Raw genomic sequence first — 23,277 nt, forward strand, 5'->3', positions numbered from 1 at the left:
CCCCACCGTGTGCTTCTCTGTTTCCGGCCGTGGTGCTGTGTGCGTGTGCCTGGCTCTGCGGAGTGCGCGGGTCAGGCGGACGCCTGCGCCATGCGGCGGCGCAGGCCGGCCGGGCGCAGGTCCGTCCAGACCTCCTCGATGCGGTCCAGGCACTCCTGCCGGGTCCCCTCGGTTCCTTCCGCGTGCCAGCCCGCGGGCAGGTCCCGGTCCGCGGCCCAGATGGAGTACTGCTCCTCGTCGTTGAGGACCACCCGGTACACGCGGTCGTCGGTCTGCTCGTCAGCCATGTCGGCTCTCCCTCTCGGATGTCTGTTCGGACAGCGGACCGGAAGGCGATTCCGGATCCGCCGTCAGCTTCCGGTGGGGGCCTATACCGGGCCTCTACGCGAACTGTCGTACGGGCGAAGGGGATTGCGGGTGTCGCGCCGGGCACGACGAAGCGCGCGACCCGGTCCCCACGGGGGGAGGGACCAGGCCGCGCGCGGTCTTTCGGGACGGGTGCTCGCGCGCCGCGCGAGCACCACCGGCCGGGGCTACTCCCGGGCGCCCACGAGCTGGACGATCCGGGAGCGCAGTGCCGCCGTGACCGGCAGCACCGTGCCGATGACGGCGAGGACCGTGGAGACGGCGGCGATGCCGACGACCACGAGCCAGGGCGCCACGATCGGGGTCGTACCGAAGAGCTGGAGCAGTGCCGCCCACAGGGCGGCGATGTTGAGGGCGGACGCGATCAGGGCGAGGACGACACCGATCGCGGCCACCAGCAGGGATTCGGCGACGAAGAACCGTACGACCTGTCGGGGCGTGGCTCCGGCCAGGCGCAGGACCGCCAGGTCGCGGCGGCGGTCGGCGGTCGCCATGAGGAGGGTGTTCAGGATCGCGATGAAGCAGAACAGCACGACGATCACGGCCGTGGAGCGCTGCCGCACCTCGATGAGATGGCGGGCGTAGGCGGCTTCCGAGGCGACCAGTTCGGCCCGGGTCAGGAAGTGTGCCCCGCTGCCCCGGACGGCTCGGGTGATCGCCGCGGTCGCGGCGGCCTTGTCCGTGCCGGGTTCCAGGTTGATGTAGGCGCGCCGGGCCAGTCCGTCCCGGGCGTACGCCGCCGAGGCGGCGAAGCGCTGCGGGAGGTAGGCGACGTCCTCGCCACGCATGGCCTTGTAGACCGCCGCGACCTTCAGCGTCGCTTCGGAGCCGTCGCCGAGCAGGATCTTCTGCGAGGTGCCGGCGTCCCAGCCCCACAGGTCGGGGGCGGCGATGCTGTTGTCGTCGAGCTTGTCCAGGGAGCCCTGGGTGATGGTCAGGTCCATCGTCGACTTGAGCACGGACGTGTCCACGACCATGCCGTCGTTCTCGTCGTAGCGGTCCTCGTCGCGGGTGTAGACCGTGGTCAGGAGCGGTGCCGCGATCTGTACGCCGTCGATCTTCCTGACCCTGTCGACGACTTCGGGGCTGATGCCCGGGGTGCCGTCGGGGGCGAGGGCGTACGGGGAGGCGATCTGGTTGCGCAGGCCGTGGTCGCGGGCCGCGCCGAGCGAGTCGGTGGCGGCGAGCAGCGACAGGGCGAGTCCGACGGTGAGCAGGATGGGTGCCGCGGTGGCGGCGGTGCGGCGTCGTGAGCTGAGCACGCTCTCGCGCACGAGCATCGCGGTGGGTCCCGCCGTGTTGCGGAACGGCCACATCAGCAGCCGGGCCAGCGGGCCGATCGCCAGGGGGGCGATGACGGCGGCGGCCAGGACGGGGACGAGGAGTTCGGTGACGTAGGTGTTGGGCGAGAGGATGGTGGCCGGTTTGCCGACCGCGATCCACGCGGCCAGGCCGACGCCCGCTCCGATGCCGAGGGCGCCGATCAGCAGCCGCGACGGGGTCATCCCGGAGTCGTCGACGGCGGCCTCGCGCAGCGCCTCGACGGGCCGCACCCGTCCGGCGCGGTACGCGGCGGTGGCGGCTCCGCAGAGCGCGACCAGCACTCCCACGAGGAACGCGCCGGCCAGCGGGGCGGTAACCGTCCAGTGCAGCGACGTTCGCACCTGGAACCAGGGCGGTGAGATGTCGAGGTCGATGAGCATGTCGGTGAGCAGCTGGGCCCCGTACAGGCCGAGGGCCGCGCCGAGCGCGGAGGCCAGGGTGCCGACGAGCAGGGCCTCGCCGCGGATCATGCGGCGGACCTGCTTGGGCGTGGCGCCGACGGTGCGCAGCAGGGCGACCTCGCGGCGGCGCTGGATGACGGCGAAGGCGAACGTGGACGCGACGACGAACACGGAGGTGGTGCCCGCGACGGACGCCATCACCGGGACCAGCGTGATGGTGTTGTCGAGGGTCTCGCGGTCCTCCGCCTCGCTGGCGTCGGCCTTGTGCCGGTCGCTGCCGGTGAGCACTTCGGCGTCCTTGCCGACGGCCTCGCGCACCTGGGCGGGCGGGGCGAGCGCCACCAGCGCCTGGATGCGCGGGGAGATCCGGGCCGCCTCGGCGTCGCCGAAGAACACCGCGTTCTCCCAGCCGACGGGGGCGACCGTGCCGGACACCGTGTAGGGGGAGACGCCGGCGGCGGTCATGACCGTCACTTTGTCGCCGGTGTGCGCCTGGTCGGAGGGTACGACGATCTCGCGGTCGCCCGACGGCTGCGAGCCGCTCGTCAGCTTGTAGCCGCCGAACCGGGCGACCGCCCAGGGATGGCCGACCTGATTGCGCGGGCCGTCGTGGAGCTGTGCGTAGAAGGCCCGGTCGACGACGGTCTCGCCGGTGGCCCGGACGCGGTCGAGCAGGTCCGGGGAGACGCCTTCGGCCTCGGGCAGCGAGCGGACACCGAGGTCGTGGTGGGCGGGGTCCCAGTCGGGGTCGGTGGGCAGCACGACGGCGGAGGCCTGGGAGAACCGCTCCGGCGGCCGGTCGGGCAGGTCGAGCATGGTCATCAGCAGGATGCCCATCGCGGCGACCTGTGCCACGCCGAGCACGAGGGCCACGATGGTGCCGAGGAAGGACACCCAGCGCGCCCGGAGCGTCTGGAAGGCGATGCCGAGCACTACGACACCGCCAGATCGGTCATGCGGGCGGCGACCGCCTCGGCCGTGGGGTCCTTCAGCTCGCCGACCAGCGCGCCGTCGGCGAGGAAGACCACGCGGTCCGCGTAGGCGGCCACGTTCGGGTCGTGCGTGACCATCACGATCGTGGTCGGCTGGTCGGGCTCGGGGTCGTCGACACTCCGCTCCCCCGTCACCGGGGTGCCCACCAGCTTCCGTAAGACTTCCAGCAGTTCGCGGCCGGTCGTGATGTCGAGCGCGCCGGTCGGCTCGTCCGCGAAGAGCACGGCCGGGCGCGTGACCAGCGCGCGGGCCACCGCGACCCGCTGCTGCTGACCGCCGGAGAGCTGGCTGGGACGCTTGGCGGCCTGATCCTCGAGGCCGACCTGGGCAAGGGCCTTCAGCACGGTCTGGCGACCGGGTTTGCGGCCGGCCAGCCGCAGCGGCAGACCGACGTTCTGCGCCGCTGTCAGCGAGGGCAACAGGTTGAACGCCTGAAAGACGAAGCCGGTGGACTCCCGGCGGAATTCCGTCAGTCGGGTCTCGTTCAGGCCGCCGATGTCCGTACCGTCGATGAACACCCGCCCGGACGTGGGCCGGTCGAGCCCGGCGGCACACTGCAGCAGTGTGGACTTGCCCGATCCCGAGGGCCCCATGACGGCGGTGAAACTGCCGCGCGGGAAGGACAGGCCCACGTCGCGCAACGCGCTGACCGCGCCGCTGCCCGAGCCATAGGTCTTGCTGAGCGACTCCAGCCGCACTGCGTCATTCATCGATTCTCCGTAGCGTCATGGTGGTGGGGGGACCGGCCGTCAGCTCCCGCTGATGTCCGGACGCCTCGTCCTGGGCGCTCCGGTCTTCGAGCTCCGCCCCTCGGCGGGTGAACACGACGGTCGCCACCACGGCGAGCAGGGCCATCACTCCGGATGCGATGGCCAGTGTCCCGCGCGTGCCGACACCTTCGAGGAGATAGCCGGTTCCGAGCGCGCCGATCGAACTCGCCCCCGAAACCAGGAGCATGACGACGCTGCCGACCCTCCCCTGCATGGCGTCGGGTGTGATGCGCACCTGATGGGACATGCCGCAGACGGTAACAGCCGCTCCTATATGCGACGTTATGAAGAAGAGAATCCCAAGTGTCACCGGATGAAGCAGAAATACCGTTCCGGGCATGATCAGAGCCCAGGCGACATGGGCGTAGATCATGACGCGCCGCATCGGCAGCCGCCTGGTCAGCCACCCTCCGCTGAAGGCCCCGAGGAGTCCGCCGATGCTTCCGGCCGCCATGATCAGACCGACCGTGCTCGCCGGTCTGCCCTGCTCCCTGACGAGCACGGCGACCGTGAGAATGAGCCCCTGGAAGACCAGGTTGCTCCCCGCGATGACGAGCAGCGCCGAGCGGAAGTAGGCGCGCTCCCACACCCAGCGCAGTCCACTGGAGATCTCCTCACGCATCCCCCGGGCGCTCTTGCCCGCTCCGCCGGACTGCCGCTTCGGGATCCTCAGCCGGGTGAGGGTCAGCAGGGACAGCAGATAGAGGCCGGTGCTGGACAGGAACGGTACCCACGCCGACAGGCCGAAGAGCACACCGCTCGCCGGGTGTCCGACGAAGTTCACGGCCCGGGACCGCGCTTCGTTCTGTGCCATCGCGGTCGACACCTGCTGCGGTGGTACGACACCGCGTACCGCCGCGCGTTCGGACAACTGGTAGAAGACGGTGAGGCTGCCCTGGACGAAGGCGACCAGGGCGATGTGCCAGACGCGCACGTCGTCCCCGACGAGCGACACCGCGACCGATCCGATGGCCAGCGCCCGGCCCGCCACACAGAAGAGCATCACCCGCCGCCTGTCCCAGCGGTCCACCAGCACACCGGCCGGCAACTGCATGACCAGCATGGGCAACAGGGCGCTGAAGCCGACCAGTCCGGCGGCGCTCTTCGACCCGGTGTGCCACAGGACGAGCAGGGTGAAGGCCATGGTGGAGGAGCGCTCCGCCATGACCGAGAGCGCGGATCCCCCCCACAGCAACCGGAAGCGTACGTTGCTGCGCAGCGGAGGCGGCTTCTCCTCGCCGCCGTCCCGCACCTGGACTTCCGTGCTCATCGACTGCCCGCCCAGCACCACTCCAGGACAGCCATCGCGCTGTGCAGCTTGTGCGTGGCCTGGGTGAAGGCGATGCTCGTCGGCCCGTCGAGGACCTCGGCGGTGACCTCCTCGCCGCGGTGGGCGGGCAGGTCGTGCAGGAACACGGCCTTCGGGCTGCCCTCCCACAGGGCACGCGTGACCTGGAACGGGGCGAAGACCTCCCGCCAGTCCTCGGTGGGCTTGCTGGTCCCGGTGGTCTGCCAGCGGGTGGTGTACACGGCGTCGAGATCGGCGGGCAGCGCGCTCATGTCGTGCCGCTCCACGATCTTCGCGCCGCTTCGCGCGGCCTGCTCCGTGGCCCGGGCGAGCACGTCGGTCGCGACTCCGTAGCCGGGCGGTGTGCGCAGTTCCAGTTCGGTGCCGGGAAAGCGGGTGAGGGCCAGCGCCAGGGCGGCGGCGCTGTTGTTGCCCTCGCCGACGTACAGCAGCCGGATGCCGTCCACCCGCCCGAAGTGCCGTTGCAGCGTGGTCAGATCGGTGAGCCCCTGCGTGGGGTGCTCCTCGGCGCTCATGGCGTTGACCACCGACATGTCCCCGGCCGCCGCCCACGTCCGCAGTTCCTCGGTGGCGTCGGCGGTCCTGGCCACCAGCAGGTCCAGCATCCCGGCGAACACCCGACCGGTGTCCTCACTGGTCTCGCCGGTGTTGGTCTGGAGGTCGGCGGGCCCGAACGTCACGGTCTGCGCGCCGAGCCGCAGCGCACCGGCGGTGAACGCCGTACGGGTCCGGGTCGACGTACGGCGGAAGTAGACGCCGACGACGGCGCCGTCCATGGTCCTGGCCCGCTCTCCGGAGGCGAACGCGACGCCTCGCGCCACTATCCCGCGCAGCTCGTCGTCGGTCAGGTCGGTGATGGAGATGAGGTGTCGCACGGATCCCATGACGATGGGGGTCCCTTCTCGTGGGCTGATGGCGGGGCGGCGCGGGAGCGATCGGCCATGGCCGGCCGCCGGGGCGGGGAGGCTCAGGGCGCTTCGGTGAGGAGCGCGTCGATCTCGGCCCGCACCCGGTCCTCGATCTCCACGGCGAGCTGCGCCACGGTGGGCCGCTCGAAGGCCACCCGTACCGGGAGATCGAGGTCGTACTCGGCCTGGAGCCGGGAGATCAGGCGGACGGCGAGAATGGAGTGGCCGCCGAGGTCGAAGAAGTTGTCCTCGACGCCCACCTTGTCCAGGCCCAGGACCTGGCCCCAGATTCCCGCGATGCTCTCCTCGGTCTCGCTGCGCGGCGCGATGTACGCGTCGGTGGTGGCGCCGGTCTCCGGGTCGGGCAGAGCACGCCGGTCGAGCTTGCCGTTCGCGGTCAGCGGGATCTTCTCCAGCTCCACGAACAGGGACGGGATCATGTACTCGGGCAGCACACCCGCGACCGCCTCGCGCAACCCGTCCAACTCACCGACGACATACGCGACCAGACGCTGATCCTCGGTCACGATGACCGCCGCGTCGGACACCGCCGGATGCGCGGTCAACGCGGCCCGAATCTCACCGAGTTCGATCCGGTAACCACGCACCTTCACCTGGTCGTCGATCCGGCCCAGGAACTCCACCGCACCGTCCGCACGCCACCGCGCCAGATCCCCGGTCCGATAGAGCCGCGAGCCGGCCTCGCCGTAGACGTCGGGCAGGAACCGCTGAGCCGTCCGCACAGCATCACCGGTGTAGCCACGGGCCACCCCGGAGCCGCCCACGTACAACTCCCCCACCACGCCCACCGGCACAGGACGCAGTTCGGCGTCCAGGACACGCATATGGACATTGGGCAGGGGCCGGCCGATGGGAACCACACCCTCGTACGCCGTCTCGATCGGGAAGACACACGTACCGACGGTCGCCTCGGTCGGACCGTACTCGTTGACCACCCGACCGTCACCGAGCAACCGCCGCCAACGCTCCACCAGAGCACCCGGCAACGCCTCACCCGCCACCACGATCCGCGTCGTCAACGCACCAATCTGCTCATCCGACAACTGCCCACCGAGCACCTCCAAATGCCCAGGCGTCAGCTTCAGGAACGAGAACGGACCCGCCCCCGCCAACGCCTCACCGAGGTCGGTCAGCTCACCGTCATGCAGCCACACCCGCTGACCGGCCACCAACGGCGCCCACACATTCGGCACCACCAGATCGAACGCCACCGACGAGAACACCGGCGCACCACCCGAACCACACGACGCCAACTCCCGCACCGCCCAGTCCACATGATTCACCAGACCCCGATGCGTGACCTGCACACCCTTCGGCCGACCCGTCGAACCCGACGTAAAGATCGTGTACGCCAGACCATCCAGATCCACCGACGGCAACGGAACAGACGTCTCCGGGTGATCCACGTCCGCACGGACCACATCCACCACGAACCGATCCGCATAACCGGCCGACGTCACCGCCACCGACACACCCGCATCCACCAACATCCCGGCGATCCGCTCCTGCGGAAGCGCGGGATCCAGCGGCACATATCCCGCACCCGCCCGCCACACCCCCAGCAACGCCACCACCAGATCCACCGAACGATCCAGCAACACCGCCACCGAGGACTCCGCACCCACACCACGCGAACGCAGCACACCCGCAAGCCGGTTCGCCCGCACCTCCAGCTCCCCGAAAGTCAGACGAACACCCCCCGCCTCCACCGCCACCGCACCCGGCGACACCACCGCACGCTCCGCGATCAACTCCGGCACCGACACCCCACGCACCGACACCACCGTGTCGTTCCAGGCCTTGAGGAGTCGGCGTTCCTGGACGGAGGTGATGTCGACGGCGGACAGGGAGGTGTCCGCGTTCGCCGCGACGGCTTCGAGGAGTTGCACGAAGTGGTGGGCGAGGCGCTCGACGGTGTCGTGGTCGAAGAGCGAGGTGGCGTATTCGAAGGCGCCGATCAGGGAGCCGTCGGACTGGCGCCAGACGAAGAGGGTCAGGTCGGTCTTGGCCACACGCCAGGCGCCCTGGAAGGCGTCCATGAGGACGTCGTCGGCGGCCACGGAGGTGGCGCCGTCGTCCTGGAGGTCGAAGGCGACCTGATAGAGCGGGGTGCGGGAGAGGTCACGGGTGGGCTGGAGTTCGTCCACCAGGCGCTCGAAGGGCAGCTCCTGGTGGGCGAAGCCGGCCATGACCGTGCCGCGGACGCGCTGGAGGAGTTCGGCGAACGTCGGGTCGCCGGTCAGGTCGCAGCGCATCACCAGGGAGTTGAGGAAGAAGCCGACGGTGTTCTGGGTCTCGGGGCGGGTGCGGCCGGTGACCGGGCTGCCGATGCCGAAGTCGTCCTGGCCGCTGTAGCGGCCGAGCAGCGCGCCGAAGGCGGCGAGCAGGGTCACATAGGGGGTGGCGCCGTGCCGGCGTCCGATGCCGGTGAGGGCGTCGGCGAGCGAGGCCGGCACGGAGAAGCGGACGCCGGAGCCGTGCGCGTCACGCCGGGCGGGCCGGGGCCGGTCGGTGGGGAGCCGGAGTTCGGGCAGGCCGTCGAGGGCCTGCTTCCAGTGGTCCAGTTCCCGCGACGACGCGATGTCGTCGGCGTGTTCCGACTGCCAGGCCGCGAAGTCGGCGTACTGCAGCGGGAGTTCATCGAGCCGGGGTGAACGGTCCTCGCGCGCCGCGGCGCACAGCTCGCGCAGTTCGCGGTCGAGGAGGACGGTGGACCAGCCGTCCGTGGCGATGTGATGGGTCGTCACCAACAGGACCGGGCCGCCCTTGGGCACCCGGACCAGCAGCGCCCGCCACAGCGGGCCGTCGGTGAGGTCGAAGCCGCGGGCGAACTGCTCGCCGAACAGCCGCTCCAGGTGCGCTTCCGAGGCGTCCTCGACGCGCAGTTCGACCGTCCCCGGGGCGACGACCACCTGACGGGGTTCCTCACCCTCGACCGAATAGCGGGTGCGCAGGGACTCGTGGCGGGCCTCCAGGGCGTCGAGCGCGGCCTGCACGGCGTCGCGGGTGGTACCCGCCGGCAGCCGGAGGAAGAAGGGTGCCACCCACTCGGGGCTGCCCGGGTGCATCCGGTCCAGGAACCACAGCCGGTGCTGCCCGAAGGAGAGCGGCAGCGGCCGGTCCCGGCCGACCGGGGTCACACCGGGCACCGCGGGCCGTGCGTCCTCCAGGAGCCTCGCCTGCGCCTCGACGGTGAACGCGCCGAACAGGCCGCGGAGTTGAATGTCGTCGCCGGACGCCTTGCGCAGGGCGTCCGCGAGCCGGGTGAGGACGAGGGAGGAGCCGCCGAGGGCGAAGAAGTCGTCGTGCGCGCCTACCTGTTCGATCTGGAGAAGCTGCTCCCACACCTGGGCGACGAGCCGTTCGGCGGGTGTGCGCGGGGCGACGTACTCGGCGTCGCGTGCCTGCTCCTGGACCGGGTCGGGCAGGGCTCCGCGGTCCACCTTTCCGCTGCTGGTCAGCGGGAAGGCGTCCAGCGGCACGAACACCGAGGGGATCATCGGCTCTGGCAGTCGGCCGCGCAGGAAGGTGCGCAGTTCGTCCCTGGGTATGCGGCGCCCGGTCGTCACATAGGCGACGAGCCTCTTGGTCTCGCCCGCGACCCGGGCGTCGACGACCGCGCCCCGTACGTCCGGGTGGGCGTTCAACGCGGCCTCGACCTCGGCCGGTTCGATCCGGACGCCGTTGACCTTGACCTGCTGGTCTGCGCGGCCGAGGAAGTCCAGGGCGCCGTCGGAACGCCAGCGCACCAGGTCCCCGGTGCGGTACATCCGGCCGCCGGGGGTGCCGTGCGGGTCGGGCAGGAAGCGCTCGGCGGTCTGTCCCGGGCGGCCCGCGTAGCCGCGCGCCGTGCCGTCGCCCGCCGCGTACAGCTCCCCCACGACGCCGATCGGCACCGGGTCGAACTCGGCGTCGAGGACGTACACCCGCATGTGGTCCATCGGGCGTCCGATGGGGACCGCCTCGGTGTGCCGCTCGGGGTCGAAGAGCTGGGCGGTGACGTCGATGGAGCACTCGGTGGGCCCATAGGTGTTCCAGACCCGGGCGCCGCCGGGTTCCGCGAGGCGGCGGCACAGTTCGGCGTCCAGGGGCTCGCCGGCCGAGCACACCATGCGCAGGTCCGCGCAGTCCGCCCAGCGGGGCTCGGCGACCAGGAGCCGCAGCACGGACGGCACGCCCTGGAGGACGGTCACCCCCGCGTCGGCGACCGTCGCCACGAGCAGCGCCGGGTCGGCTTCGGCCCCCGGCGGCGCCATGACGACGGTGGCACCCGCGGCGAGCGGGGTGAACAGCTCCCAGCCGGCGGCGTCGAAGGTCAGCACGGTCTTCTGGAGCACCCGGTCCGTCGCCGTCAGCCCCTGGTTGTCCAGCGACCAGGCGACGCGCCCCGCGATGCCGCCGTGCTGCACGAGCACGCCCTTGGGGCGGCCGGTCGAGCCCGATGTGTAGGTGAGGTAGGCGGCGTGGTCCGCGGTCACCTTCAACGGGAGTGCTGTGTCCGGGAGTTCGTCGAAGATCTCGGAGTCCAGGGTCACCACGCCACCGGGCAGGAGCTTTTCGAACGTCCCGGCATCGGCCGCGGTCGTGACCACGGCGCCCGCACCGCTGTCCGCGACGACCCAGGCCGTACGTTCCTGCGGATGCCCGGCGTCCAGCGGCACATAGGCCGCGCCCGCCTTCCAGACACCCAACAGGGTCGCGACCAGGTCGTGACCGCGCGGCAGGCAGACGACGACCCGGTCCTCGGCGCCGATGCCACGGGCCGCGAGCAGCCGTGCGACGCGGTTGGCGCGCCGGTCGAGCGCTTCGTAGCTCAGCGGCCCCTGGGCGCCGTCGACCGCGACGGCGAGCGGGGTCGACACGGCCTGATGGGCGATGAGTTCGTGCAGCGGGACAGTCATCTCTTCTCCAGGGAAGGTGAACGCACGTGCGGCGGTGCGGCGGCCCTGCACGGCAGGGGCCCGTACGGCGGAGGCGGGTGCGGCGGGAGCCGGCGGTTACGCGGCGGGTGCCGGCAGGAAATCCGTCACGTCGGTGCCCAGACCGCCGGCGCGGGCCCGGTCCCGTACGAAGCGGGCGAGCGCGAGGTCGAGGACGCCTAGCCCGAACGGCGAGTAGACGAGGGGCCTGCCCGGGCGCGGGTCGAGGCGGGCGGTGCCGCGCAGCAGCGCGCCGATGCTGGCGTCGATGAAATCCCGTCCGCCGGTGGCCAGTTCGGCGAGGTGCACGGAGGTGTTCTCGCGGCAGACGTGGTCCGGGTCGTCGACGACGTTGTGGGCTTCGAGCACGGCGCTCGTGGTCAGGTCGCGCAGCGAGACGTGGAGCACCACCGTGCCGGGCGGGCAGGCGTCGAGTCCGGTGTGCGGGGTCGCGGCGGTGGTGGCGATGGACACCAGGTCGTGGACGGCCAGCGCGTCGTCGAGCGAGTCGCAGTGGCGGACGGCGGCGGACGGGAGCAGCCGCGCGTTGTCCTCGGTGAACCTCCGTGCCCGCTCGGGGTCGGTGTCGTACACGGTGAGCCGGTCGAGTCCGGGATGTTCGACGCCCAGGAAGCGCAGCACCTCGCGGTTGATGACTCCGCAGCCGATGAGTGTGATCCCGGAGGGCCTGCGGCCGCCGAGCAGCATGCGGGCGCCGACGGCCGCCGACGCGGCGGTGCGCTGGGCGGAGATCAGGGAGCCTTCGATGAGCGCCTCGGGCTGTCCGTTGCGCAGCGAGTTGAGCAGGATGGCGGCGCTGGCCCGCTGGACTCCGTCGGCGATGTTGCCGGGGAAGGAGGCGATCCACTTCATGCCGGCGATCCCGTCGTCGCCTGCGTCCGCTCCTGTGCCTGCACCCCGCTCCCCCACGCTGCCGCCGAGGTAGCCGGGCAGACCGATGATCCGGTCCCGGGGCCGGTCGGGGAAACGCAGGAAGACGGAGTGCGGCAGGCTGGTGCGGCCCTCGTCGTGGCGCCGGTAGGCGTCGGCGACGAGGTCCATGACCTCCTTCTCGCGGTCCTGGAGGAGCCCCGCGACCGTCTGGTGGCCGATGATCAGCATGTTCCCACCGCCATGGTGTGCTCCGGTTCCTTCCACAGGTGGCTCACCTCGCCGAACTGGCGGCGCACCCATTCGTCGTCGTAGATCGTGTCGAGGTAGCGGTCGCCGCGGTCCGGGAAGATCAGCACGCAGGTGCTGCCGGCCGGGACACGGTCCGCGAACCTGCGCAGCGCGGCCGTGACGGCGCCGGACGAGCCGCCGGCGAGGATGGCCTCGCGCTGGGTCAGGGTCCGGCAGCCGACCACGCAGTCGAGGTCGGAGACCAGCACCACCTCGTCGGCGAGCGTCGGGTCGAAGAGAGCGGGACGGACCGCCGCGCCGTGTCCGGGCAGCAGCCGGGGTCCCGGAGGCCCGCCGAACAGCACGCTGCCGAGGGCGTCCACGCCGATCAGCGTCGTGGACAGGCCGCTGTCGCGGATGTACTCGGCGCAGCCGCGCAGGGTGCCGCCGGTGCCGGTGGCGCAGAACAGGTAGTCCACCTGGTCGTCGAGCGTCTCGGCGATCTCCCGCATGGTGCGGGTGTGGGCCCGTGGGTTGAGCGGATTGGCGTACTGGTTGGGCCAGTAGGCGCCGGGTGTCGCGGCCACCAGTTCCCGGACCCGGGCGAGCCGGGCCGGGAGGTAGGCGCCGGTGTCCGGGTCGGGTTCGGTGACCATGTCGACGGTGACCTGGTAGGCGCGCAGGATCGCCAGGTTCTGCCGGGTGGTCTTGGGGTCGACGACACAGATGAAGTCGATCCCGTAGTAGCGGCAGATCTGGGCGATGCCGATGGCCAGGTTGCCGGAGCTGGACTCCACGACCGTGGACCGGCCGGGGATCAGTTCGCCGCCCCGGATCCGGCCCAGCAGCATGGACAGCGCGGACCGGTCCTTGACGCTGCCGCCGGGGTTGAACCCTTCGAGCTTGGCGAGGACTCGGGAGGGGAAGCGGGGCAGCAGGCCGCCGAGCTCCACCAGATGTGTGTCGCCGATGGCGTCGAGGATGCCGTCGAGCACCGGTCGTGGCGTCATGGCCGCGGACTCCTGCCGGGGTCGTGGTCGGTCGCGGGGCGCCGTGCGGGGCGGGTCTGCCGGCGCCCCGAGGGGTCGTTCATGAGGAGCCGCCGGTGCCGCCGAGCGCGAGCAGGGCCCGGCGTTCGGCGTCGTCGGTCAGCGGGATGCGGGAGACGCGCTGGTCGGGGTCGTCCGCGGCCGCCTCGACGAACCGGACGAAGAGGTCGAACAGCCGCTCCACCGTGGCCTGTTCGAAGAGATCGGTGTCGTAGCGCAGGGCCACGGTCAGGCCGTACACATCGCGGGTGATCTCCAGCGAGAGGTCGCACTGGCCTTCCAGATGCGGGATCTCCATGTACGTCGTCTCGATGCCGGCCACGTTCATCGGCTCGCCCGAGGCGGCTCCGCCCATGCCGGATCCGAACCGGTCGGTGGAGACCATCGTCACGGAGATCCGGTACAGCGGACCCGCCGTACCCGCGTCACGGGCGACCAGCGGGTACGGGTAGGAGACGCGGGCGGTGGCCTGCCGGACCCGGTCGGCGGCCTGCGCCATCGCGTCCGCGAGCGTGGTCTGCCGGTCGAACCGGGCGCGGATGAGCACCGGGTTGACGAAGTAGCCCACGACCTGGGCCGCGGAGGAGCGCCGGGTGGACGCGGGGCAGGCGAGCAGGAAGTCGCGCTGGCCGCCCCACCGGTGCAGCAGTGCCTGGAAGGCGCCGAGGGCGAGGGCGAACGGGGAGACCCCGCGGCTCGCGGCGGTGCGCAGCACCTTGTCGGAGAGCCGGTCGGGCAGTCGGCGCAGCAGGCTCGCGCCCGACTGCGAGGAGACGGCGGGGCGGGGCCGGTCGGTGGGGAGTTCGGCGGCGCGGGCGCCGGCGGCCTCCTCCTGCCAGAACTCCGCCTGCCGCTTGCCGCGCGAGGACTCGAGGAGCAGTTGCTCCCGCTCGACGGAGTCGTCGTAGGTGACGGGAAGGGGTTCCCAGCCGGGGTGCCCGGCGCCGGACGCGAAGGCCTCGTAGGCCTGGAGGAGGTCGCGCCACAGGAGCCACTGCGAGAAGGCGTCGGTCGCGATGTGATGGGTGACGACGAGTGCCACCGCGTCGCCGCGCCGGCGCAGCAGTACGGCGCGGAAGGGGCCCTCGGTGTCCAGCCGGAACGGCCGTCGCACCTCGGCCCTCACCAGCTCGTCGAGCTCCTCGTCCGAGGCGTCCGGGATCTCGTGGACCGTCAACTCGCCCAGGGTGCCGGTCTTCTGGACGACACGGAAGGGCTGGCCGTCGGTCTCCGTGTAGAGGGAGCGCAGCATGGGGTGACGGTCCGTCAGCGCGCGGACGGCGCGGGCGAGGATCGCGGGGTCCGGCGCGGGCGTCATCCGGGCGCCGCCGGCCAGGTTGTACGTCGCGCTGTCGGGGGTCAGGCGCTGGAGGAGCCAGAGGCCCTCCTGCCCCACGGACAGCGGGAGTCGGGTGTCGAGGACGGGTTCGGCCGTCGGCGCTCCGTGGGCGGATTCCATCGCCGACCCCCCGTGGTCGAGTCGCACGGTCAGACCTCCGCCTTCGCCGTGGCGAGGAAGGCGACGACGTCACGCACCCGCAGCAGGTCGGCGACCGTCTCGTCCGGCACCGAGAGGCTGTAGGTCTTCTCGACGGCGGCCAGCAGGTCGACCCGGGTGAGTGAGTCCATGCCCATCTCCTCGAAGCTGGAGTCGGCGTCGATGTCGCCCTCCAGGTCGGGGGCGGTGCGCTTGACGAGTGCGATGACCTCGGCGGTCAGGACATCGGTGGTGGGCTCGTGCGTGGTCATGTGAGGTTCCGTCTCTGTGTGGATGTGCGGTGGCGCTGGAGGAGTGGTGGTGCCGCGCGTGCCGAGGAAGGGGCCTGGTCAGGGCATGCGGACGACTTGTCCGGCGTAGGTGAGTCCGGCGCCGAAGCCGAGCAGCAGGACGTGCTCGCCCGGAGTGGAGCGGCCGCTGTCGTAGAGGCGGCTGAGCGCGAGCGGCACCGAGGCGGCGGAGGTGTTGCCGGTGTCGACGACATCGTTGACGACACGCTCGGGCGGCAGTTCCAGCTCGCGGGTGAGGGTCTTGATGATGCGGTTGTTGGCCTGGTGGGGCACGAACCAGTCGATGTCGGCCATGGTGATCCCGGCGGCCGCGCAGGCCCGGTGGGCGACGTCGGGCATGGTGGCTGTCGACCACTTGTAGACCAGGGGCCCGTTCATGGCGACGTACTCGCGTCCGTCGGGCCGCTCGGTCAGGCCGAGGACGCTGTGCCGGGCGCCGTCGCTGCCCCATACGGCGGGGCCTATGCCGGTGCGGTCGGAGCGCGAGATGACCGCGGCGCCGGCGCCGTCGCCGAAGATGACGAAGGTGTCGGGGTCGTTCGGGTCGATCCAGTCGCTGGTGCGCTCGGCGCCGACCACCAGGACGTGCCGCGCCTCACCGAGCCGCACCGCGTTGGAGGCCATCGCCGTCGCGTAGGTGAAGCCCGCGCACACCGCGTTCAGGTCGTAGGCGCCCGAGTTGGGCAGGCCGATACGGCTGGCCACTTCCGGGGCGATGCCGGGCATACGACGCTTGCGGGTCGCGGTGGCGACGACGGTCAGGTCGACCTCGGCCGGGTCGATGTCGGCCATCACGAGGGCCTTCTCGCCCGCGGCGACGGACATGGTGACCAGGTCCTCGGCCTCGCTCGCGTGGTGACGGGTCTTGATACCGGTGCGCTGTTCGATCCACTCCGGGGAGACGGTCGTCCGCGGGGACAGCTCCTCGTTGGAGAGCAGTCGCGCGGGCCGGTAGGCGGCGATGCCGGTGATCCGGGACCCGTGGGTCGGCGGGGTCAGATAGGTGTCCAACGGAGCTTTCCTCACCTCGGGTTGTGACATGGCGTCCTCAACTCCCCTCGTCCGAACGGGTGTCGGACGGTTCGGCCATGGCCACGGCGATCCGCCGGGGCCCGGTGAACGGCTCGCGCGCGTGCGCGGTGAGCATGTTGTCGACGATCAGCACGTCGTCGCGCTGCCAGTCGAAGCGCACGGAGTTGGCCCGGTAGACGGCGCGCAGATGGTCCGTCACCTCGTCCGGGATGGCTCCCCCGTCGCCGTAGTACGTGTTCGTGGGCAGGTCCTCGTCGGGGAAGATCGCGCGCAGGCCCGCTCCGACCTCGGCGGCGACCGTGGTGACGTGGAAGAAGGTGGCGTGGTTGAACCAGACGCGTTCGCCGGTCACGGGGTGGCGCTGCACGGCCGCGCGGTGCGCGGTGGTGCGCAGTCCGCCGTCGGGCCGCCACTCGGCGACGATGTCGCGCTCCTTGCAGTACGCGATCACGGCGTCCGGGTCGGTGGTGTCGAACGCCTCCTGCCAGGGCACGCCGAAGCCGGTGTGGAAGTTGCGCACGACCTGCCAGCCGCGCCGTTCGAACTCCTCGCGCACCTGGGCGTCGAGTCCCGCCAGCACCCGCCGGGTGTCGGCGAGCGGGGTGGCGCCCTGGGTGACGGGCGGCTCCGCGCAGTAGAAGTAGAGGGTGCCGGGCCATACGGCCTGGTAGGAGTTCTCGTTGTGCAGGAAGATCTCCTCGGCCGGCGGGTAGTCGGTCGAGGTGTAGACCTGGCCCTTGATGGTGCTGCGGGGTGAGGAGCGCTCGGCGTAGGCCAGGGGCGGGGTGCCGGAGAAGGCGCGTACGACGGCGTCGAAGCCGTCGACTCCGCCGACGGCGTAGCCCCGCAGCAGGAGCGCGCCCCGCCGGGTCAGGGACTGCCGAAGCTCGGCGCGATGCCGGCGGATGTCGTCGAGGACGGACGCGCCGTCGCCCGCCGCGCTGTACAGGGCGGGTGCGGTGCCGGTGCCTGCCCAGCCGGGCAGCGGCTTCTGGTCCGGGGTCGTCATGTCGTCGTCCCCCGGCTCAGTCGGACATCGCGACGAGGACCCGGCGGTCGCCGGTGAACGGCCGCCGTCCGTGCGCCAGCAGGACGTTGTCGATGAGCAGCAGGTCGCCGCGGTGCCATTCGACGTCGACGGCGACGGCCAGACCCCGGTCCCGGATCTGGGTGACGTGCGCGGCGGGGATGGGGCTCCCGTCGGCGAACTTCACCATCTGCGGCAGCTCGTCCTCGGGGAGGATCGCGGCGAGTTCGGCGGCGGTGTCGTCGCCGAGCCCCGCCGGGTGCCACTGGTCGGCCTGGTTGAACCAGACCTCGGCACCGGTGACGGGATGCCGGGTGGTGGACGGGCGGACCGACTCGACGCGCAGGCTGCCGTCACGGCGCCAGGTCCACTCGGCGCCGGTACCGGACAGGAACTCCTCGACCTCGTCGCGCTCCTTGGTCTCGAAGGTGTCCTGCCAGCTCTTGCCGAGGCCGTACCCGTCGTGCAGGTTCTGGAGGTAGCGCACGCCGCCCGCGAAGGCCTCGCGCACCTCGTCGTCGAGCGCTGCCAGCCAGCGGGCGGCGTCGGAGACGGGAGTCGCGCCACCGCCGCCGGGCGTCACCTCGCAGTAGAAGGCGAGCCTGGTGGGCCAGGCGTGCGCGTAGCTCATCTCGTTGTGCATCGAGATGGTGTACTCCTGCGGGTACTCGGTCGACGTGTACACGTTCCCGCCGACCTTGGTGCGCGGCGAGTTGCCGTGGACGTACGCCAGGCGGTGCGGCAGCAGCCGGTCGAACGCCGTGTCGAGCGTCTCGGGTGTGATGCCGAAGCCGCGGAGGACCAGGCCTTTCTCGCGGACCAGGAGGTCGTCCAGGCCGGGGTCCAGGGTGTCGAGCCGGTGGAGCAGTTCGTCGGCGCCACCACCGTCCTCGGCCGTGATCTCCAGTGGTGCCCAGGTCTCGGTGTCGGTCATGGAGCTGTCCTCGCGGTCGTGGCCGCCGGTCGTGCGGCCTGGCGGGCGGATGCGGTGAGCCCCTGCGGCGGTGCGGCGAGCCGCGCGGAGATGTCCGCGGTCAGCTCGGCCTCCCGCGGGGCCAGATAGAAGTGGTCGCCGGGGAAGGTCCGCAGGTCGAAGCCGCCGGTGGTCAGGTCGGCCCAGGCGGTCACGCGTCGGACGTCGCAGCCCGGATCGGCGGCACCGACGTACGCGGTGACCGGGGTCCGGAGCATGGGCGGGTTCCTCGGGGCGTAGGTCTCGATGAGGCGGTAGTCGTCGCGCAGCACGGGCAGCAGCAGTTCCCGCAGTTCGGGGACGCCGTACGGGTCGCCGCCGAGGGTGCCGAGCCGTCGTACGGAGGCGAGCAGGACGTCGTCGGCCGCGCGGTGCAGGGTGGTGCGGGGCGCGCGGTGCGGGGCGTTGCGCGCGGAGAGGAACACGTGGCGGGGCCCGGGACCGGTCTTCTCCAGGCGGGCCGCGACCTCGTACGCCACCGCGGCGCCCATGCTGTGCCCGAACAGCGCGAGCGGCACGTCCCGGTATGCGGAGAGGGCCGCGGCGATCGGGTCGGCGAGCTCCTCCATCGACGTGGCGCACGGCTCGGCCATCCGCTCCTGGCGCCCGGGGTAGCGCACGGCGAGCAGTTCGACGTCGCCGGACAGCCGGTGCGGCCAGCCGTGGAAGAGCTGCGCGTTCCCGCCGGCGTGCGGAAGACACACCAGGCGGACGCGCGGAGAACGCGCCGCCGGATAGCGGCGGAACCACGGGGCGTCGGGGGTCACAGCGCCATGCCCCCGTCGACGCGCAGCACCTGTCCGGTGATGTAGGCGGCCTTCGGGGAGACCAGGAAGGAGACCAGGTCGGCGACCTCCCGGGGCTGTCCGAACCGCCCCAGCGGGATGCGGGTGAGCGCTCCCTCGACGACGCTGTCGGGCAGCCCCGCCACCATCTCGGTCTCGATGAAGCCGGGTGCGACGGCGTTGGCCCGTATCCCGTAGCGCCCGGCCTCCTTGGCCAGCGACTGGGTGAGGCCGATGATCCCCGCCTTGGACGCGGAGTAGTTGGCCTGGCCCGCGTTGCCCGCCACCCCGGCGACTGAGGAGAGGGTGACGACGGCTCCGGCACGCTCGCGGATCATCGGCCGGATCACCGAGCGCAGCAGATGGTAGGTGCCGCTCAGATTGGTACTCAGGACCGAGTGCCAGTCCTCGTCCCCCATGAGAGCGAGGGGCCGGTCCCGGGTGATGCCCGCCGAGGTGACGACCGCGTCGGGAGTGCCGAGCTCCGTCTCCACGGCGGACACGAACTCCTGCACCTCCTGGCGGACGGCCACGTCGACCCTGCGGGCCAGCGCCCTGCTGCCTTCGTCCTCGATCTCCTTCGCCACGAGCTGCGCCGCCGCCTCGTCCGACCGGTAGCAGATCGCCACGTCGAAACCGTCCTGCGCCAGCCGTACGGCGACCGAGCGTCCGATGCCCCGCGACCCGCCGGTCACCACCGCCACTCGTGTCGCGCTCCCGTCCCGCCCCATGTCCGAGCCCCCTCATTCGTTCGAGTGAGTCGAGCGTGGGTTCGGTCGCTATATGGGGCCTATACGGTGTCCAGCACGGCGCCGGGCGGGCGGTGACCGCATGCCGGACGCGGCGTCCGGTTGGCCGGTGCTCCGTGGCGGGCTTAGCGTGCTGAGGGGGCTCGCTGCGGAAGGAACCTCATGAAGCTCGACAGGCCGGTGACCGGCGGACCCTGCTGGACGGAGCTCGGCACCAGCGATCTGGAGAGCGCCAAGGGCTTCTACGCCGATCTGTTCGGCTGGCGCCCGGAGACGGATCCGCGCCAGGAGGCGGGCGGGTACACGGTCGCGCACATCGGGGACGCGGCCGTCGCCGCGATCACCCCGCTCTACCAGGAGTCGCAGCCCGTCGCGTGGAACGTGTCCTTCGCCGTCGACGACGCGGACGCGGCGGCGGAGGCCGTGCGGGCCGCCGGCGGGACCATCGTCCTCGCCCCGATGGACGTGCTCGACGTGGGCCGGTTCGCGGTCGCCTTCGACCCGGGCGGCGCCGCCTTCCAGATGTGGCAGGCACGGGCCTTCTCCGGTGCGGGGCTGTTCAACGCGCCGGGCGCGCTCGGCTGGGTGGAACTCCTGACCCGGGCCCCGGACCGGGTGACGGAGTTCTACACGACGGTGTTCGGCTGGACCGTGCGAGCGTCGGAGAGCTACCCGCAGTGGGGGATCGACGGAGCCGACTTCGGCGGCATGATCACGATGGACGAGAACTTCCCGCACGAGGTCCCCTCGCACTGGCTGCCCTATTTCGCCGTCGAGGACGTGGACGCCACGGCGAACGCGGTGCTCATGGCCGACGGCCACCTGCTGATGGAGCCCGTGTCGCAAGGCCACGGCCGGCGCATCGCCGTCGCGCGGGACCTGCAGGGCGCGGCCTTCGGGATCTACGCGTCGCCCGAGGACGAATGACGAGCGAGCCGCTGTCGCGGAAGGTGTGCCGAAGGGACGTCAGGCGACCGGCGTCACCGTGACCTGGTCGATGACGGGGGCGTGGGCGCCGCGGTGCCGGTCCGGGTGGGGACGGGTGCGGTCGCGGTCGGGCGGGGCGTCGGCGGTGAAGGTGAGGGTGTTGGGGCCCTCCCGCAGGGTCACCGGGACGGTGAGGTCGCAGAAGGCGTTGAGGTGGAACGTGGTGGGGAAGAGCACGCGCCGCGCCGGCTTCCCGTTGACAAAGAGGTCCGCGTGGCGGCAGACCGGGTCCGGGTTGTAGTGGGTCGCCGGTGCCTGTTCGCCGTTGGAGTAGCGGACGGTGAGGGCGTGGCGGCCGGCGCGGGCGGCGGTGACGGTGAGGGTGAGCGCGTTGGCGGCTCCTCCCCCGATGCCGTCGACGGCTTTTCCGCCGGTGGCGAGACCGTGGGCGCCCGTCACGTGGGCGGTGCCCGTCACCACGCCCTCCTCAGCGGGATGCACGGTGGACCTCAGAGCGCCCTTTCCGGATCCGACGAGCAGCCGGTCCAGGACGATCCGGTCCGAAGTCGCGGTGACCGTAAGCTTGTTGACACCCCCGGCCAGAAAGAGCGGGATGTCTGTCCGCGCCCCGGGACGCCGCAGGTTCGCCGAACTCCCCAGATTCTCGCCGTTGACGGTCAAGGTGCCCTCCCCTTCCCCCAGTTGACCGACCGTCACGGTCGCCTCGCCGTCGCCGTCGGCGTGCACCCAGAACGTGGCGGTGCCGCCGGCGGGCAGTACGGCGGCACCGGGTCCGGCGGCTCCCTTGTGCGTGTGACTCACCCGCGCGCCGCCGTCGAGGACGGCGTACGCGGCCTCGTACAGCGCGGGTGCGTCCACGTGCTCGTCGCGCAGCGCCAGTTCGATCCTGTCGATGCTCGCGTCACCTCTGGTCTCGCCGAGGTCGGGGTCCTGGGCGGCGAGCGTGATGCCGTGCCGGCCCGCGGTCAGCCGGACCCGGGTGTCGGTGCGGCCCCAGACCCCCCGCTTGTAGGCGAGGGGCAGCCGCAGTTCCCGCGGTTCCCGGCCGTCGACGCGGAGGAAGACATGGGTCGGCCCCTGCTCCCGGACCAGTTCGTCGAGGTTGTACGAGTTCGCGAACACCGTCAGGTCGTACGTCCCGTCCCGCGGGGCCTCGACCTCGAAGGCGAGCACCGCGTCGGAGCCCGTGCGCAGACCGCCGATGTGGTGGGTGCCGAAGGAGGCGAACCGCTCGACGTCCGCGACCGGGCCTTCGGGTCCGTTCCTCGTGCAACCCGTCCCCGCGCAGCCGGCGTTCTCGGCCGCGTAGGTCCGCCGGTGCCCGACCGAAGGCGGCGCGAGAACGGCACCCCGGCCGCCCGGCGAGGCGATGACCTCGTAGGCGGACATCGGGTCGAGGCCGGTCACCCGCAGGACCACCCGGCCCTCCGTCACGGCCACTTCGCAGTCCCGGAGGCGCAACGGCTGTGCGGATGGCCCGACTTGGCCGGTCCAGGGGATCTCGTGGAGCCGCAGGTGCACGGTCTCGCCGAAGATCCCGGCCGGGACGTTCGTCAGGACGAGGTCCCGGGTTCCGCCTTCACCGCCGAACAGCACCCGGACCTGCCGCTTGTCCGGGTCGAGCGTGGCCACGCCCTGGAGGGTGTCCGGGACGTCGGGCCGCGGCGCGGTCACCCGGACCGTGCGGCCGGTCATCCGGCCGTAGGCGTTGAACAGCCACCACTGGCCGTTGCCCTTGTTCGCCTCGACCACCGAGTCGTTGAGGTTGCCGTCGATGTTCCAGTACGCCATGTCGGCGTCGACCTTGGCCTCCTCGATGGCGGAGATCCACTGCACCATCCGGCCCGGTACGGACAAGTGGCGGTTGTGCGCGTACTCGTTGATGTTGACGGGAAACGGGCCGATCCCGAGGTCCCGTTCCGTTCGGCGGTACCGGGCGACGTTCGCGCGGACCGCGTCGGGCGTGGACAGTTCGTGCCAGGTGATGACGTCGGGCAGTACGTCGTGGGCCGCGGCGAACTCCAGGAAGCCCCTGACCTCGTCGTACAGGAGGCTGGTGTTGGGGCCAGCGACCCGCGCGTCGGGATCGAGGCGCCGGATGAGCCGGACGGCGTCCTTCCAGGCGGCGAAGTAGTGACGCGGGTCGGTGCGCCAGGAGACCCGGTCGTAGCTCCACTCGCCCGTGCCGAACATGTTCCCTTCGGGCTCGTTGAACGGCACGTACACGACATGGGAGGCGAGGGCGCCGGCCGTCCGGACCTGCCGCACCTGCTTCTCGACGAGGGCCAGATACCCGGCGAGCCGCTCCTCCCCGGTGGCACCCGGCCATTCGTAGGGGAAGCCGCGGTAGATGTCGGTCAGGTAGACGTAGACGTCCCGGCCGCCGCAGCCGACGAAGGGCGCCAGGATGTCGAGCGCGTCGGCGCCCGGGTGCTGGGCGCCGTCCTGGGCCTTGGTGGACACCGTGCGGAGGTACATGCCCTCGACGACGTTGCGGCTGGGCACGCCGTCGCCGTACAGGCCGTAGAGGGTGCCGCTCGCACCGCCGTGGAAGGGCCCGGTGTCGGTCCCCAGGTCGATGGTGAGCGTCACGCCGCCTCCCGTCCCCGCGGCCTCGGCGCCCCAGAGCCCCAGAGCCCTACAGCCGAGTTCGATATCTCGCACGTAGACCGAATGGCCGAACCGATGCGGCCGAACGTAGGAGGGACCGCGAAGCATGTCAATGGTCGGCCTGGGCCCGGACAGCGGCGGACCGCACAAAAACGGTGCGGGGCGGCGCGCACGAGGTGCCACG

At 71.7% G+C, this 23,277-nt stretch carries 17 protein-coding genes; 1 reads left to right on the top strand and 16 read right to left on the bottom strand.

Annotated elements, in window-relative coordinates; translation table 11 throughout:
- Window positions 1–71 precede the first annotated feature (71 nt).
- The 15 genes from OG788_RS08105 to fabG all read right to left on the bottom strand — a co-directional run bounded on the left by OG788_RS08105 (window position 72) and on the right by fabG (window position 19,517).
- The gene (locus OG788_RS08105; RefSeq protein WP_406369777.1) at window positions 72–287 is read right to left on the bottom strand and encodes an MbtH family protein; all 216 of its coding nucleotides are present in this window, start codon (window positions 285–287) and stop codon (window positions 72–74) included.
- 246 nt (window positions 288–533) lie between these two features.
- Window positions 534–3,023, bottom strand: coding sequence for an FtsX-like permease family protein (locus OG788_RS08110; protein ID WP_406369778.1), 2,490 nt, complete (start codon window positions 3,021–3,023; stop codon window positions 534–536).
- Complete coding sequence (locus tag OG788_RS08115) at window positions 3,023–3,793, bottom strand: ABC transporter ATP-binding protein (RefSeq protein WP_406369780.1); 771 nt, start codon at window positions 3,791–3,793, stop codon at window positions 3,023–3,025. Before OG788_RS08115 ends, OG788_RS08110 begins: the two co-directional genes overlap by 1 nt.
- Window positions 3,786–5,123, bottom strand: a complete 1,338-nt coding sequence (locus OG788_RS08120; RefSeq protein ID WP_406369782.1) for an MFS transporter — start codon at window positions 5,121–5,123, stop codon at window positions 3,786–3,788. The genes OG788_RS08115 and OG788_RS08120 overlap by 8 nt, the downstream gene beginning before the upstream one ends.
- Window positions 5,120–6,046, bottom strand: coding sequence for an ornithine carbamoyltransferase (locus OG788_RS08125; protein ID WP_356759490.1), 927 nt, complete (start codon window positions 6,044–6,046; stop codon window positions 5,120–5,122). Before OG788_RS08125 ends, OG788_RS08120 begins: the two co-directional genes overlap by 4 nt.
- Window positions 6,047–6,129: 83 nt before the next feature.
- The gene (locus OG788_RS08130) at window positions 6,130–10,992 is read right to left on the bottom strand and encodes an amino acid adenylation domain-containing protein (RefSeq protein WP_406369784.1); all 4,863 of its coding nucleotides are present in this window, start codon (window positions 10,990–10,992) and stop codon (window positions 6,130–6,132) included.
- A 96-nt stretch (window positions 10,993–11,088) separates the two neighbouring features.
- A complete protein-coding gene (gene sbnB, locus OG788_RS08135) occupies window positions 11,089–12,132 on the bottom strand; it encodes a 2,3-diaminopropionate biosynthesis protein SbnB (protein ID WP_406369786.1) in 1,044 nt (347 codons plus the stop codon).
- Entirely contained in the window at window positions 12,126–13,142 is a 1,017-nt protein-coding gene (gene sbnA / locus OG788_RS08140) for a 2,3-diaminopropionate biosynthesis protein SbnA (protein ID WP_351555196.1), read from the bottom strand. Before sbnA ends, sbnB begins: the two co-directional genes overlap by 7 nt.
- A gap of 79 nt (window positions 13,143–13,221) precedes the next feature.
- Entirely contained in the window at window positions 13,222–14,640 is a 1,419-nt protein-coding gene (locus OG788_RS08145) for a condensation domain-containing protein (protein ID WP_406369787.1), read from the bottom strand.
- A gap of 29 nt (window positions 14,641–14,669) precedes the next feature.
- Window positions 14,670–14,930, bottom strand: coding sequence for an acyl carrier protein (locus tag OG788_RS08150; protein ID WP_266755827.1), 261 nt, complete (start codon window positions 14,928–14,930; stop codon window positions 14,670–14,672).
- A 78-nt stretch (window positions 14,931–15,008) separates the two neighbouring features.
- The gene (locus OG788_RS08155; RefSeq protein ID WP_351555204.1) at window positions 15,009–15,980 is read right to left on the bottom strand and encodes a beta-ketoacyl-ACP synthase III; all 972 of its coding nucleotides are present in this window, start codon (window positions 15,978–15,980) and stop codon (window positions 15,009–15,011) included.
- A 37-nt stretch (window positions 15,981–16,017) separates the two neighbouring features.
- Window positions 16,018–17,010 (bottom strand): TauD/TfdA family dioxygenase, encoded by a 993-nt coding sequence (locus tag OG788_RS08160; RefSeq protein WP_406369789.1) that lies wholly within the window; start codon window positions 17,008–17,010, stop codon window positions 16,018–16,020.
- A gap of 16 nt (window positions 17,011–17,026) precedes the next feature.
- Window positions 17,027–17,962 carry a TauD/TfdA family dioxygenase gene (locus OG788_RS08165; RefSeq protein ID WP_406369791.1) on the bottom strand — a complete coding sequence of 312 codons (936 nt, stop codon included), beginning with the start codon at window positions 17,960–17,962 and terminating at the stop codon, window positions 17,027–17,029.
- Window positions 17,959–18,768, bottom strand: a complete 810-nt coding sequence (locus tag OG788_RS08170; protein WP_406369793.1) for a thioesterase II family protein — start codon at window positions 18,766–18,768, stop codon at window positions 17,959–17,961. The genes OG788_RS08165 and OG788_RS08170 overlap by 4 nt, the downstream gene beginning before the upstream one ends.
- Window positions 18,765–19,517 (bottom strand): 3-oxoacyl-[acyl-carrier-protein] reductase, encoded by a 753-nt coding sequence (fabG, locus tag OG788_RS08175; RefSeq protein WP_406369795.1) that lies wholly within the window; start codon window positions 19,515–19,517, stop codon window positions 18,765–18,767. Before fabG ends, OG788_RS08170 begins: the two co-directional genes overlap by 4 nt.
- 180 nt (window positions 19,518–19,697) lie before the next feature.
- On the opposite strand from fabG, the gene OG788_RS08180 reads away from it, so the two are divergent.
- Window positions 19,698–20,462: a VOC family protein gene (locus OG788_RS08180; protein ID WP_406369797.1), complete on the top strand. Its 765-nt coding sequence runs from the start codon at window positions 19,698–19,700 to the stop codon at window positions 20,460–20,462.
- Window positions 20,463–20,501: 39 nt separating this feature from the next.
- Here the strand turns inward: OG788_RS08180 and OG788_RS08185 are convergent, their stop codons facing one another.
- Window positions 20,502–23,201 (bottom strand): cellulosome protein, encoded by a 2,700-nt coding sequence (locus tag OG788_RS08185; protein WP_406369799.1) that lies wholly within the window; start codon window positions 23,199–23,201, stop codon window positions 20,502–20,504.
- Window positions 23,202–23,277: the final 76 nt, after the last annotated feature.

The organism is Streptomyces sp. NBC_00647 (genome assembly GCF_045207245.1).
Taxonomy (GTDB): domain Bacteria; phylum Actinomycetota; class Actinomycetes; order Streptomycetales; family Streptomycetaceae; genus Streptomyces.

Bases quoted from the DNA above. Each gene is read 5' to 3' on its own strand.
- fabG (WP_406369795.1), bottom strand. From the start codon at position 19,517: ATGGGGCGGGACGGGAGCGCGACACGAGTGGCGGTGGTGACCGGCGGG.
- OG788_RS08105 (WP_406369777.1), bottom strand. From the start codon at position 287: ATGGCTGACGAGCAGACCGACGACCGCGTGTACCGGGTGGTCCTCAAC.
- OG788_RS08115 (WP_406369780.1), bottom strand. From the start codon at position 3,793: ATGAATGACGCAGTGCGGCTGGAGTCGCTCAGCAAGACCTATGGCTCG.
- OG788_RS08160 (WP_406369789.1), bottom strand. From the start codon at position 17,010: ATGACGACCCCGGACCAGAAGCCGCTGCCCGGCTGGGCAGGCACCGGC.
- OG788_RS08150 (WP_266755827.1), bottom strand. From the start codon at position 14,930: ATGACCACGCACGAGCCCACCACCGATGTCCTGACCGCCGAGGTCATC.
- OG788_RS08120 (WP_406369782.1), bottom strand. From the start codon at position 5,123: ATGAGCACGGAAGTCCAGGTGCGGGACGGCGGCGAGGAGAAGCCGCCT.
- sbnB (WP_406369786.1), bottom strand. From the start codon at position 12,132: ATGCTGATCATCGGCCACCAGACGGTCGCGGGGCTCCTCCAGGACCGC.
- sbnA (WP_351555196.1), bottom strand. From the start codon at position 13,142: ATGACGCCACGACCGGTGCTCGACGGCATCCTCGACGCCATCGGCGAC.
- OG788_RS08165 (WP_406369791.1), bottom strand. From the start codon at position 17,962: ATGACCGACACCGAGACCTGGGCACCACTGGAGATCACGGCCGAGGAC.
- OG788_RS08145 (WP_406369787.1), bottom strand. From the start codon at position 14,640: ATGGAATCCGCCCACGGAGCGCCGACGGCCGAACCCGTCCTCGACACC.
- OG788_RS08130 (WP_406369784.1), bottom strand. From the start codon at position 10,992: ATGACTGTCCCGCTGCACGAACTCATCGCCCATCAGGCCGTGTCGACC.
- OG788_RS08185 (WP_406369799.1), bottom strand. From the start codon at position 23,201: ATGCTTCGCGGTCCCTCCTACGTTCGGCCGCATCGGTTCGGCCATTCG.
- OG788_RS08125 (WP_356759490.1), bottom strand. From the start codon at position 6,046: ATGGGATCCGTGCGACACCTCATCTCCATCACCGACCTGACCGACGAC.
- OG788_RS08180 (WP_406369797.1), top strand. From the start codon at position 19,698: ATGAAGCTCGACAGGCCGGTGACCGGCGGACCCTGCTGGACGGAGCTC.